This window comes from Bacillus cereus group sp. MYBK30-2 (assembly GCF_051915945.1).
Classification (GTDB): Bacteria; Bacillota; Bacilli; order Bacillales; family Bacillaceae_G; genus Bacillus_A; species Bacillus_A paramycoides.
On record NZ_JBQAFR010000001.1, the window covers coordinates 1,795,051 to 1,809,037 of the forward strand.

Consider the following 13,987-nt stretch of genomic DNA (forward strand, 5'->3'; position numbering starts at 1 on the left):
CAACACATATCTGAATCAATGTTCAAAACAATACAAAAGACGAGGAATTTCATCCTCGTCTTTTTAATTACTTCTCTTCAAATAGTAGCGCTTCTAATTCGTTTAACTTTTCTTCAAATACTTGTAATGCTTCTCTTACAGGTTCTGGCGATGCCATATCTACTCCTGCTTTTTTCAACACTTCAATTGGATAATCAGAGCTTCCCGCTTTTAAGAATTCGTTAATGTAACGTTCTACTGCTGGTTGCCCTTCTTCTAATATTTGTTTTGATAAAGCTGTTGCCGCACTAAATCCTGTTGCGTATTGATATACGTAATAGTTGTAATAGAAGTGCGGAATACGAGACCACTCTAAACCGATTTCTTTATCAATTACTAAAGTATCACCGAAATATTTCTTATTTAAATCGTAGTAAATCTCCGTTAACATATCTGGAGTAACGGCATGTCCTTCTTGTACTTTCTTATGAATGATATGCTCGAACTCTGCAAACATTGTTTGACGGAATACAGTACCGCGGAATCCTTCTAAATAGTGATTTAATAAATATAGACGCTCTTTCTTATCTTCTGTCGTCTTCAATAAGTAATCATTTAAAAGTGCTTCATTACAAGTTGATGCTACTTCTGCTACGAAAATTGAATAATCACCATATACGTGCGGCTGTGTCTTTCTTGTATAGTAACTATGCACAGAATGACCAAACTCATGAGCAAGTGTAAATAAATTATTCACATTATCATGCCAGTTCATTAAAATATACGCATTTGTTCCGTATGCACCAGATGAATATGCACCACTTCGTTTTCCTTTATTCTCATACACATCTACCCAGCGATTTTCATATGCTTCTTTCAAAATTTCAACATATTCATCACCAAGTACATGTAAAGATTTCAATAACATTTCTTGCGCTTCTTCATACTTCACATTCATTTTCACTTCTGGTACAAGTGGTGTATATAAATCGTACATATGAAGCTCATCCAGACCTAGAGCACGCTTACGAATATCAATGTAACGGTGCAATAGGTGTAAATTATCATTTACTGATTCAATAAGTTGATCATATACCGCCTCAGGAATATTATTATTACTTAATGCAGCTTGACGTGCAGAATCGTATTTACGAACGCGTGCATTGAAATTATTACGTTTTACTGCACCACTTAACGTACTTGCAAATGTATTTTTATATTTTCCGTACGTTTCATAAACAGCTTCGAATGCATCCTGGCGAACACGACGATCATCACTTTCTAAAAACTGAATGTAACGACCATGTGTTATTTCTACTTCTTCTCCATCCTCACCTTTAATAGATGGGAATTTCAAATCTGCATTATTCAACATTCCGAATGTATTACTTGATGCACTCATCACTTCAGATGCTTCTGCTAATAAAGCTTCTTCTGCTTCAGATAATACGTGTGGACGTTGGCTTGTAATTTCTTCTAATGCATGCTCATATACACTTAGTTCTCTATTTTCTTGTAAGAAAGCTTGTAACGTATCTTCTGAAATGGATAAGATTTCAGGCACGATATACGCTGTGCTACTAGATACTTGTGAATATAAATTTGTCGCACGATCATTTAATGCTTGATACACAGAATTTGTTGTATCTTGATCGTAACGCATATGAGCATATGTATATAGCTTACCTAATCGCATTGAAATTTCATCTTCATATTGCAGCGTCTCAAGTAAATTGCTTGCAGATCCACCAAGTTTCCCTTTGAATTCAATTAACTTCGGTAATAGCTCTTTAATAGCCTGAAATTCTGTTTCCCATTCTCCATCTGTTTGGAAAATATCTTCTAATCGCCATGTGTTTGCTTCTTCAATCTCATTGCGATCTGGTAATGATTTTACTGTATTTTGTTCAGCCATTCTTTAAGCCCTCCTTTAAATATCTCTACTTAAGTACAATTCGATTTTTCTTATGTAATTCCTTCACGATCAGTCTTTATTATATCCACTTTTCCCTCTCTCATGTTGTACTTTGTCTCAAATAGAGATAGTGCATGCGCTAAGCAAATTTCATCATATTTCATAATTTCTTCCTCTGTTTTTAACATAACAACATCTCTTATTTTTCGATACTTATAAGTACCTACTTTATTTAACACACCTGCATAACATAAAAATGTCATATACTCTGCAACTGCTACCTTCCATATTTGTTGTGCAAAATACGGAAGTAGACGCCTCCTCGTATATTTTGCTACATAATTACATACGTATTGAAGGGAAATATACTCCCCTACCTTACGCTTACCTATGCACTTCATATAAAGAGAAGCTTGCCATATAAATGGATTTGATTGAAAAGCAAATGAGGATGGAAGAGGAACACCAATTTCAGAAGGAAAACTCGCTGGGGTAAATTTGAATTGATATAGAACTCGTAGTAGTGACTTATGATTATAATTCCAAATAGGTAAAGCATTCGTCCGAAAATATCGCTTTTTATGTGTCCATTCTTGTTCTAATCGTTTTTTTTGAAATGGAACTGGCTGAAGAAGATTTTCAAGACTAGTAGTACGAAGAGGTAAATAAATAGTATGTGAGAAATAAATATTTGAAGAAAATGCGGTTATAAATGCACATTTCATAAATGCTTTTTGCTTTGGACAAAAAAAGAAGAGTAATGGCTGAGGATAAGACTGTAAACAAAAAGAATGAAACGAAGATAACGAAAACCAATACGCGGAGTGCCTTTTCATTTGATTTCCGCCCAATATCCATATTACTTGTATACCTGCTCTCCAATACGATAAAGTTCGCTTTAATAATTGCTCCGTGCATAACGTAGCACATTGATATTCAATAGCAATCTTTCTCCCTCCTCTTTCTATAAACAGATCCGGACGCTGACGAATCTCTAGAAGGTAATGCTCAATTTCCACATCCCAACTTTGCGTCTTTAACCATTTATATAGCAACTCTTTACCGTGCATATGATACATAGATTCTGCTTCATAAAACGCAAGACATGAATCTACTTTCTTATGAGCAAAATGCCAGCTCTTCTGTTTTCCTAATTTCATTTGCACTTCCTTTCCGCAAGCTGTACAAAAAAATCTTTCTTGTTTACGCATATTGCGTAAACACTCTTCATCCCGGTTATATAATAGATGAATTTTTTCTCCGTTTTCTCTCCTTGCAATAAATATCGCAATCACACCCTTTCAGCTTCTTGTATTCTACAAATTACTACAAATTCCCTTCAAAAAAAGATGTCCTAATTTAGGACATCTTTTTCTATAACAAAGGCGATAATAACCGATACGTTGATTCAACAATTCGTCTATGAAGACGCCTTTTATGAAAGCGATCGACATGAATTTCACTTGATTCTTCTAAATCATCTTTAAAATCTTGAACGAGCTTTCGAATGCTATCTGTATCATATAAAAAGGCATTTACTTCGAAGTTTAAATGAAAACTTCTCATATCCATATTAGCTGTCCCAATTGAAGCAAGATCAGAATCAACGATGACAACTTTACTATGAAGAAAACCTTTTTCATATTCATATATTTTCACTCCTGCATCTAATAACTCTGGAAAGTACGATCTTGATGCATAAAAGACAGTGCGCTTATCTGGCTTACTTGGCATTAACAAACGAACATCAATACCAGCAAGTGCAGCTACTTTTAATGCAGATAAAATATCATCATCTGGAATAAAGTATGGTGTTGCAATCCAAATCGATTTCCGAGCAGAAGCAATCATTGCAAAATATAAATGTTTAATTGTTTCCCATTTATTATCTGGTCCGCCCGCAACTAGTTGCACTCCGCCCCAATGATCACCCTCAACTGCTTTCGCTTGTAAATATTCAGGCGCTAATACTGCCTCACCAGTCATATAAAACCAATCTTGAAGGAAAATCAGCTGTAAGCTTTGAACTGCTTCACCGCGCAAATATAAATGCGTATCTCGCCAAAAACCGAAATATTTATCCTTCCCTAAATATTCATCGCCAATATTTAATCCACCTACAAATCCTTCATTTCCATCAATAATAACGATTTTTCGGTGGTTTCGATAATTAATTTTATCGTTTAAAATCGGAAAGCGTACAGGGAAAAATGGAATCATTTCTACTCCTGCATCATTCAATTCTTCAATATACGAATTTGATAATTTAAAACTTCCAACCGCATCATATAAAAAACGAACGACAACGCCTTCTTTTGATTTTTTTATTAAAATATCTTTAATTTCTGTACCTAGCTTATCATCACGTACAATGTAATATTCCATATGAATGTGGTGTTTCGCTCGATTTAATCCATCTAAAATTGCCTGAAACGTTTCATCTCCATTTGTTAATGTCCTCGTTTCAGTTTGAAATGAAATATTTAAAGCACCCAGTCGATCTGCTAAGCGAAATAACAATTCTTGATGCTTATGGTTTCTCAAAATTCGTTCTTCGTGATCTTCGTGTCCCTTATATTGTAAAAACGCCTGTTCATCAAGTAATGCCTTCTTTTGGAACATTCTTTTCCTACGAAAGTTTTGTCCAAATAATAAATAAGCAAAGAAACCGAACACTGGAAAAATACCTAGTACGATTAACCATGTAAGTGTTTTAGACGGGTGGCGGTTTTCTAAGAAAATAACACACCCTATTAAAAACGCAGAAACCGTAAATATAATACTAATAATACCTAAAATCGAAATGTTTTCTATCCCAATTACATCCGAATAAAATGCTACATCAATAAACATACGTAACGAAACAAATAATGCGAACAATAATAGAAAAAAGAAAAGTAGTTTTAACGTATTTTTCATCTCTTACCTCCTTACAAAGACAACTTTCCTATGCTTCATAAAAAAAGCCGATTTCATACTATAGAAATCGGCCTACGTTTTAGAAGGAAAATGGTTTCGAATTGTCTCAAGCGCACGCTCTTTCACAACTTGTTTTCCATACTCACTTAAACGGTGAATCGTTAGAGTAGATTCTTCTCCATATTCTAAAATAATACTTAAAATACGATCAATCTCTTCCTCATCATGTAGCACTTCATCAAATTCCACATATACATAATAGCGGTCCTCAAATGAATACAGCTCATCTTTTATATCTTCAAAGATTAGACGATGACTTAATGAAATTACATCTTCAAAATCATTAAACTTTATTAAAAAGCCAAACGTGCCATCTTCATTAAAGTTTGTACCAGCTGGTTCTACTTCCTCTTCCTCTAATTCTTGCTGGAATAACGATTCGATTCCTTCATCTAGAGGAATATCTATAATTTTGTCTACACCTATTGGTAGTTCTAACTTTTGCCCATCCTTTGAAAGCTGTGCTTTCGTTACAAGCACTTCAATCCCTTTGTCAACTGCTTGCACTTGAATCCATAGTGGTCCATCAATAAAGAAATCGTCATGATCACGGGCTTCATCCATCATTTCCCAAAAAAGTTCTTCACTTCGTTCGCGGTCATACCAAATTTCTTCACGGTTAAATCCTCTATCCTCTATATCAATGTACGTAATAAAAAATTTCATTGTATGATCATTAATTCTTTCAATATCCAAAATACAACTCTCCCTTCCTGTTTGGAATTGTTATGAAGGGATCCCCCACTCATATGACAAATCAATAGATTCTTGTACTTTCATTTTATGATAAGATTCTCCAGAATGGAAATAAAATCGATTTATTTTACAAAAATAGTTATATGCCTACCTTCATTCAGCTGCTTACATAAAGTAAAACTTTAATCAGTGGGGGTTTTGTTCATCCTCAGATGATTAGCCCCCAGATAGCGTGACAAATATATCATGACACCAATTCACTGTTCACAAAAAATTTGGACATACATTTCCATATTCGCCCGTACACTGTAATAAAGTGAAACATCTATTAGAGGAGATTATTTAGTCCCCCAAGTACGCGGGAAAAACTAGACAAACTTTCTTCATCACATACATATATTTCGCTTATTAAAACATCATAAATGGAGGCAGACGAATGGACTTAGAGTTTTTAACATCTGTACTAATGATTGTCGGTATCGATGTTGTACTAGGTGGCGATAACGCAATTGTCATCGCACTAGCTAGCCGAAATTTACCTGAAGAAAAACGAAATAAAGCCATTTTGATTGGTACTATTTTAGCAATCGTGCTACGAATTCTCCTCACAATACTAGCCGTCTATTTACTCGATATCCCATTCTTACAACTCATTGGCGGAATTTTACTCACATTAATCGCGGTAAATTTACTAACTGATAATAACAATGACCTTTCTTCTATCCAAGGAAAAACGACTTTATTCCAAGCTGTACGTACAATTGTATTCGCAGATCTCGTTATGGGGTTTGATAATGTTCTTGCCATTGCAGGAGCAGCCCACGGAAGATTTTTACTCGTAATAATCGGTTTATTCATTTCTATCCCGATTATCATTTGGGGAAGCAAACTTATTTTAATACTCATGGAACGCTTTCCATTTCTCATTTATGGTGGGGCAGCCGTTCTCGCCTATACAGCAGGAAAAATGATTACACATGAAGACAAACTTGCAACGTTTTTCTATCATAATCCTAGTTTCACCGCAAGTATCCCTTATTTGTTCATTTTCACCGTTTTATGCATAGGCCTTATCGTTCAACAAGTGCGATTACGCAATGTTAAACAGTAAAAAAAAACCTTCTACTATATAATAGGTAGAAGGTTTTCATATTATTATAATTAATTTACAAGACGTTGTGCTTCACGTAATTGGAACGTTCTTACTGTACGTGGTAAGAAACGACGGATCTCGTCTTCGTTGTAACCTACTTGAAGGCGTTTTTCGTCAATCATAATTGGACGACGTAAAATACCTGGATAGTCACGAATCATCTTATATAAATCTTGAAGTGGTAAAGACTCTAAGTTCACATTCAATTCTTGGAAAACTTTTGAACGAGTAGAAATAATCTCATCCGTTCCGCTTTCTGTCATACGTAAAATTTCTTTAATTTCCTCAATCGTTAATGGATCTGAGAAAATATTACGTTCTGTATAAGGAATATGATTTTCCTCTAGCCATAATTTCGCCTTTCTACAAGACGTACAGCTTGGAGAACTATATAATGTTACCATACAAAGCTCACTCTCCTTAAAGAGTACAAATTCTGTACTAATTACAGTTTAAATTTCTAACTTCAGCAATTCTTCACAATAACTTGTCTTATAGCAAAGTAAAAAAATCGCAGTTCATGTAAGCAACAACTTATTACAAACAACAATTACTTTTAATAAGTAACTTCTATAATCATTATACAATAGTTTTTGCAAGAAATATACAGTAAATTTACTGCTAGTTGAGAAAACTCTTCCTGGTATTCCACTGCTATGTAACATGATTACACTCACTTTAACTGTCCTTTAACAACGATCCTCAACCCTTTTGACACTTGCTTTCCACAATAATTTTCACTTAATATACAATTACATTTTCATAATCTTCCCCTATAAAAAAGATAACGTCTTCTTACCTTTTTCCAACAAAACAATTGAGAAATGTAAGACTCTCAAGGTTAAAACAAAAGGAACGTTTGTTCTTACTTTAACAAATCTCTTCACTCATGTCCATACGATTTCTAAAGTAAATTAAATATTTTTCTGACATTTCTTTCTTTTTTATCTTTTATCTCATAAAATAAATATATACAGGCAAAGGGGGAATTTGCATATGATTGCTTATTTTGTTGATTTTGTCATTGTTGCTGCCCTCATCATCGGAATAACAGCATTGATTGGTGTCATTACAAATAGCATCGGTGAAAAACTCTTTGGTGGGAAAGAAAAAATGAAGTTTGTTAACAAAAGTTTAGATGTACAATCCGGCTGGAACCAAGTTGGTGGAAAAGGTATTTATAAAAAACGTACGTATTAAAAAAAAGCAGGTAATTACCTGCTTTTTTTCTTATTTCCCTACTGATGCCCATTTGAAGCTTACATCGGGGCCATATTTATGGTTGTACATATCTTTAATTGTTTCTCTTTGTAAATATGCTCTACCACGTTGATATACTGGAACAATCGCTGCGTCATCAAGTAACATTTTTTCTGCTTCAAGTAAGTTTTTCCAGCGAGCATTTACATCGCTTCCATCTTTTTTCGCTTTCATAATTATCTCATCGTACTTCGGATTAGAATACTTCATTTTATTTTGCGCTCCGTCAGTTACAAACATATCAAGGTATGTAATTGGATCTGGGAAGTCTGCACCCCAACCAGAGAATGACATTACATAATCGCCCGCATCTTCTAATTTTAATTTTTGCGCGAATGGTTGTTGTTTAATTTTCACTGTTAAACCTGGTAAGTTCTTTTCTAACTCACCTTTTAAATATTCACCAGTTTTCTTCGATAATTCAACGTCTTCATTTAATAGCTCTAATTCAATTTCATTTTTACCAAGCTCTTTTTTACCAGCTTCCCAATACTTTTTCGCTTCTTTCACATTCGGTTTTACAATATCTCCATTTTCAGCACGGAAATCTTTTTTATCCGGTCCTTTAATGAAATTGTCAGGAATTAATCCCGTCGCTGGCTTAGAACCGTTATTTAATAACGTATCAACGAATGGTTTACGGTCAAAACCAAGTGAAATTGCTTTACGAATATTTTTATTTGCTAAAGCTGGGTCTTTTTGATTTAAACGAAGGAAGAATACAGATGTATCCTCTACTGTTTTAAAATCTGGTTTTCCTTTATATTTATCGATGAATTCTGCTAATAATGTTGCTCGATCGATTGCGTTTGTTTCATATAAATTAATTGGCGTAGACGTATCTTTTACAATATTAAAGTTTACTTCCTCAAGCTTCACTTCTTTATTGTCCCAATATGATGGGCTCTTTGTCATCTTAAAGCTACGTTCATGTTGCCAATCACTTAATGTAAATGGACCGTTATAAAGTGTTGTATTTGCTTCTAAACCAAACTTCGTCCCTTGCTCTTTCACATACTTTTCATTAACAGGATAGAAGATCGGATAGACCATTAAATCAACAAGATATGGAATAGAATTATCCAATTCTACTTCTAATGTATGATCATCAATCGCTTTCACGCCTAATTGGTCTGGACTCATCTCTTTTTTATTAATTTTCTCAGCATTTTTTATATCGTACATAATATACGCTGATTTCGCAGCTGTATCTGGATTAATTGCTCTTTGCCATGCATACACGAAATCTTTCGCCGTTACAGGATCACCATTTGACCATTTTGCATCTTCACGTAATTTAAATGTATACTTTTTACCGTCTTCTGACTTTTGGAATTCTTTCGCTACACCTGGAACTAATTTATCATCTTTTCCAAGGCGGTATAGACCTTCCATCGTATTGTTCATTACTTTCGAAGAAACTGCATCAGCTGATAATGCTGGGTCCATCGTTGGAATTTCTTGTGTTTCAACTAAGTTTATAACTTGCTTAGCACCGCTTTTACCGCTATCCCCTTTTGCGCTTGCTTGCGGTTCATCTTTTTGATAACTACATGCCCCTAAAATCATGCTCATTGCTACTGTTGATGCTACAAAAACTGGTATCTTTTTTTTCATACTTCCACCCTCCAAAAAAATGTTAGCCCTTTCATTTTCAAACAGAAAGAAATATATGTATGTTCTAATAATTCATATTATACACACAAATATATTCTTTGTATATTTATATTTCTATTTTATTAAAATTTTCTGTTAACACTTGTTGTTTTTTGTAAACGTTTCATACTACGTTTTTATTGCACTTAAGTGTTAAAAATAACAAATTTTATAGTTTTTTAAATTATCAGAGAATAGCAAAATTTATATCTCATTATATCTTACGTATAATTATTCTTCTTTTTTTGTCATAAAATGAAGGTTCGTTCATATTGAAAATATGTAGGCTAAAATGAGTGCAAAGGATATGAAAGTGTGTTACGATACACTTTGCTAAAAATAGATATCGGTAAAGAGGGGACGGACATGACAGCAATTCGCGCAAAAAACGGGCCAACAGAAAAATTAAGTTTATTCTTATTAACATGGCCTATTTTTCTAGAAGTTTTTCTTTTTATGCTGATGGGGATCGCTGATACTTTCATGTTAAGTGCATTATCAGACGATGCTGTATCTGGGGTTGGTGCAGCAAATCAATACCTCCATATCGCTATTTTAGTACTAGAAGTCATCGGGAATGGCGCAGCTATCGTCGTATCTCAATACCTCGGTTCTAAACGCTTTATGGAAGCATCCAAAATATCAGCATTAGCAGTAACATTAAATTTAGGAGTCGGTCTCGTTATAAGTGCCGGTTTTCTTTTATTTTCAAAACATATGATGATGGCAATGAACTTACAAGGTGATGTATTAACGTACGCGCAAAGCTATTTATCCATCGTCGGGGGAGCCATTTTTCTTCAAGCTATTATTAACTCATTAGCTGCAATTATCCGCGTACACGGCTTTACAAAGCAAGCGATGTTTATTTCACTTGGAATGAATATTATTCATATCGCCGGAAACTACGTACTCATTTTTGGGAAATTCGGTTTCCCTGAACTTGGTGTGCAAGGGGCAGCTATTTCTTCCGCCGTCAGCCGGTTAATCGCACTTATTGTATTCTTCTGGTTACTGTATCGCGTTATGGAATATCGCGTGAAATTACAATACTACTTCACTTTATCAAAAGAATACGTTGGAAAAATTTTAAAGATCGGCATTCCATCTGCATTTGAACAAGTAATGTACCAAGCTTGCCAAATCGTCTTCCTATACTACGCAACATACTTAGGAACAGAATCGTTAGCTGCTAGACAATACGCTACTAACATTTCTATGTTCACTTATTTATTCGCCATTGCTATCGGTATGGGAACAGCTATTATCGTTGGACGCCTAGTTGGCGGAAATGAAAAGGATGAAGCGTACACACGTGTATGGAAAAGTGTACAATGGGCGATTGGTGTAACTTTATTTATGGTCATTCTCGTTGTTACATTCCGCACACAATTAATGGGACTATTTACGGATAATCCCCATATTATCTCTCTAGGGGCAAGCGTTCTTTTACTAAGTGTACTACTTGAAACAGGACGGACGATGAACATCGTCATCATTAATTCCCTTCGTGCAGCTGGTGATGCGAAATATCCAGTTTTAATCGGAGCATTCTCCATGGTGTTAATGAGCTTACCGCTCGGCTACTTTTTCGTCTTTCAATTAGATATGGGTCTCGTTGGTATTTGGCTAGCGATTGCTATCGACGAATGGACTCGGGCGATTATTATGTTCTTCCGTTGGAGAAGTAGAGCGTGGGAAAATTATGCACTTGTTAAACCGGATGAACAAGAAGATAGTGCTTCTGTTCAAGCGCGGTAGAAAATATAAAGGTGATACCCTATAAAACGTACGTTTTATAGGGTATCACCACAGTAAATGAAATTATATCAGCGGTTTTTCGAATATATCGACCGCAACTCGAAATATATCGACGATTTCCAAAATATATCGACCGTAACTCAATTTATATCAGCGGTTCTTTAAATATATCGATTTACCGACAAATATTGACAATAGAAATGTTTTATATAGTAGAAAAAGAACTCATAGAAAGTTCCTTTTTTAATAGTTTAAATTAAGTTAATTAGTAGTGACAGCAGTACACATCGAAAAATTACTTAATACTTTTTCATCTGGTTTTAAGAACCAATCCATTCCCTCATGAACAAGCCAAACCTTCTCAACATAACTACTATTAACTCATTTCTCTTACTTTTATCCCGCATTAACGGGCAGTAAGACTCCCACCTCAAAATTCGGAGAATGCGAGGAAGTTAGGTGGGAGATCAACTGCCCGTAAACGCCCGATTGGTTCAACTAATAATCAGTGGGGGATGAACAAAACCCCACTGATTAAAGTTTCACTTTATTACAAAAAATAGAGCCATCCTCCCGTAACAGAAGAATGGCTCTACTTTTTTATTGATAGATTTCTTTATATTTCTTATACTCTACTTCAGAACATAGTACGAAATGTCCTGGGCGAATTTCACGCATTGTTGGTACTTCGCTACCGTATTCATGCTGAGATGGATCGTATACGATACGTTTACGATTGCGCTCATAATCTGGATCTGGAAGCGGAATTGCTGATAATAGTGATTTTGTATATGGATGAATTGGATTCGCATATAACTCTTCACTTGTTGTCAGCTCAACGATTTGACCACGGTACATTACACCAATGCGATCACTAATGTATTTTACCATCGATAAATCATGGGCAATGAATAAGTATGTTAAGCCTTTTTCTCTTTGTAACTGTTTTAGCAAGTTTACAACTTGCGCCTGAATCGATACGTCAAGTGCTGAGATTGGCTCATCGGCAATGATAAATTCAGGTTCTACAGCAAGTGCACGAGCGATACCGATACGTTGACGTTGTCCACCTGAGAATTCATGCGGGAAACGGTTTGCGTGCTCTTTATTTAAACCAACTGTATTTAACAGCTCGTGAACACGGTCCATACGCTCTTTTTTGCTTTTCGCTAATCCATGAATATCAATACCTTCTGCGATAATATCCCCTACTGTCATACGAGGATTTAATGATGCATATGGATCTTGGAAAATCATTTGCATTTTACGGTTGAATTTCTTCAATTCTGCGCGTGATTTTTTACCATGTACATTTTCACCATCGAACAACACTTCACCAGCAGTTGCATCATATAAACGAATAATCGTTCTTCCAGTTGTCGATTTACCACAACCCGATTCTCCTACAAGACCAAATGTTTCTCCGCGGTAAATATCAAATGAAATATCATTAACCGCTTTGACAACACCACCACTCACGTCAAAGTGCTGCTTTACATTTTTCACTTCAATTAATTTCTCACGTTGTTTAGTCATGTTGTTCACCTGCTTTCATTTGAAGAATGCGTTTTTCAACGACTGCCGGCGGTTTTACTTCTGGAGCTTGCTCATGAAGTAACCAAGTTGCCGCATAGTGTGTATCACTTACTTTAAATAAAGGTGGTTCCATTTCAAAATCAATTTTCAGTGCCTGCGGGTTACGTGGTGCAAAAGCATCACCCTTTGGCGGTTTCAATAAATCTGGAGGCGTTCCGGGAATTGCGTATAACTCTTCCTCTGAGCCATCTAAACTTGGCATAGATGCGATTAATCCCCATGTGTACGGATGTTTTGGGTTGTAGAAAATTTCATCTACAGTTCCAATTTCAACAACTTTACCAGCATACATAACCGCAACTCGGTCAGCAACGTTTGCTACTACACCTAAGTCATGCGTAATGAAAATGATTGCTGCTTCTGTCTTTTGCTGAATGTCTTTCATAAGCTCTAAAATTTGCGCCTGAATTGTAACGTCTAGTGCTGTTGTCGGCTCATCGGCAATTAATAATTTCGGATTACAAGCTAACGCCATCGCAATAACTACACGCTGTCTCATACCACCTGAGAATTGGTGAGGATATTGTTTTAAACGCGCTTCTGGATTTGGAATACCTACAAGGTCGATTAATTCTAACGCAACTTTACGTGCGTCTCCTCTACTCATCCCTTGGTGTTTAATAAGACCTTCCATAATTTGATTCCCAATTGTCATCGTTGGATTTAATGATGTCATTGGATCTTGGAAAATCATTGCGATATCTTTACCACGAACTTGCTGCATTTCTTTTTCCGTTAATTTCGTTAAATCACGACCGTCAAATACAATCTCTCCATTTTTAATACGGCCTGGAGGATTTGGGATTAAACCCATTAGCGCTTTAGAAGTAACTGATTTCCCAGAACCAGACTCTCCTACAATCGCTAATGTTTCCCCTTTTTTTAAATCAAAAGTAACGCCGCGCACTGCTTGTACTTCACCTGCATGTGTATCAAAGGAGACTTGTAAATCTTTTACCTCTAACAATGTTTTCATTTTTGCCTCTCCCCTC

At 35.5% G+C, this 13,987-nt stretch carries 11 protein-coding genes; 3 read left to right on the top strand and 8 right to left on the bottom strand.

Annotation, left to right across the window (positions count from 1 at the left end):
* Positions 1-67: 67 nt before the first annotated feature.
* From pepF to mecA, 4 genes are all read right to left on the bottom strand, one after another.
* Positions 68-1,894 (bottom strand): oligoendopeptidase F, encoded by a 1,827-nt coding sequence (gene pepF / locus ACTFQM_RS09465; RefSeq protein ID WP_440034139.1) that lies wholly within the window; start codon positions 1,892-1,894, stop codon positions 68-70.
* Positions 1,895-1,944: 50 nt separating this feature from the next.
* Positions 1,945-3,189, bottom strand: coding sequence for a competence protein CoiA (locus ACTFQM_RS09470; protein ID WP_440034140.1), 1,245 nt, complete (start codon positions 3,187-3,189; stop codon positions 1,945-1,947).
* A gap of 79 nt (positions 3,190-3,268) precedes the next feature.
* On the bottom strand, positions 3,269-4,813 hold the full coding sequence (locus tag ACTFQM_RS09475) for a cardiolipin synthase (protein ID WP_048369649.1): 1,545 nt from the start codon (positions 4,811-4,813) through the stop codon (positions 3,269-3,271).
* A 72-nt stretch (positions 4,814-4,885) separates the two neighbouring features.
* Complete coding sequence (gene mecA / locus ACTFQM_RS09480) at positions 4,886-5,569, bottom strand: adaptor protein MecA (protein ID WP_440034141.1); 684 nt, start codon at positions 5,567-5,569, stop codon at positions 4,886-4,888.
* A 436-nt stretch (positions 5,570-6,005) separates the two neighbouring features.
* Here mecA and ACTFQM_RS09485 point away from each other — a divergent pair, with 436 nt between their 5' ends.
* On the top strand, positions 6,006-6,680 hold the full coding sequence (locus ACTFQM_RS09485) for a TerC family protein (protein ID WP_440034142.1): 675 nt from the start codon (positions 6,006-6,008) through the stop codon (positions 6,678-6,680).
* Positions 6,681-6,730: 50 nt separating this feature from the next.
* Here the strand turns inward: ACTFQM_RS09485 and spx are convergent, their stop codons facing one another.
* Positions 6,731-7,126, bottom strand: a complete 396-nt coding sequence (gene spx / locus ACTFQM_RS09490) for a transcriptional regulator Spx (protein WP_000258267.1) — start codon at positions 7,124-7,126, stop codon at positions 6,731-6,733.
* Positions 7,127-7,718: 592 nt separating this feature from the next.
* On the opposite strand from spx, the gene ACTFQM_RS09495 reads away from it, so the two are divergent.
* Positions 7,719-7,922: a hypothetical protein gene (locus ACTFQM_RS09495; RefSeq protein WP_002170839.1), complete on the top strand. Its 204-nt coding sequence runs from the start codon at positions 7,719-7,721 to the stop codon at positions 7,920-7,922.
* A gap of 30 nt (positions 7,923-7,952) precedes the next feature.
* On the opposite strand, the gene ACTFQM_RS09500 is transcribed toward ACTFQM_RS09495, so the two are convergent.
* Positions 7,953-9,599: a peptide ABC transporter substrate-binding protein gene (locus ACTFQM_RS09500; protein WP_440034143.1), complete on the bottom strand. Its 1,647-nt coding sequence runs from the start codon at positions 9,597-9,599 to the stop codon at positions 7,953-7,955.
* Between the two features lie 354 nt (positions 9,600-9,953).
* Between ACTFQM_RS09500 and ACTFQM_RS09505 the strand changes: the two genes are divergently transcribed.
* Entirely contained in the window at positions 9,954-11,399 is a 1,446-nt protein-coding gene (locus ACTFQM_RS09505; RefSeq protein ID WP_440034144.1) for an MATE family efflux transporter, read from the top strand.
* A 600-nt stretch (positions 11,400-11,999) separates the two neighbouring features.
* Here the strand turns inward: ACTFQM_RS09505 and ACTFQM_RS09510 are convergent.
* Together ACTFQM_RS09510 and ACTFQM_RS09515 are read right to left on the bottom strand one after the other, a co-directional pair.
* Entirely contained in the window at positions 12,000-12,935 is a 936-nt protein-coding gene (locus ACTFQM_RS09510; RefSeq protein ID WP_440034145.1) for an ABC transporter ATP-binding protein, read from the bottom strand.
* A complete protein-coding gene (locus ACTFQM_RS09515) occupies positions 12,928-13,971 on the bottom strand; it encodes an ABC transporter ATP-binding protein (protein WP_000854341.1) in 1,044 nt (347 codons plus the stop codon). The genes ACTFQM_RS09510 and ACTFQM_RS09515 overlap by 8 nt, the downstream gene beginning before the upstream one ends.
* Positions 13,972-13,987 lie beyond the last annotated feature (16 nt).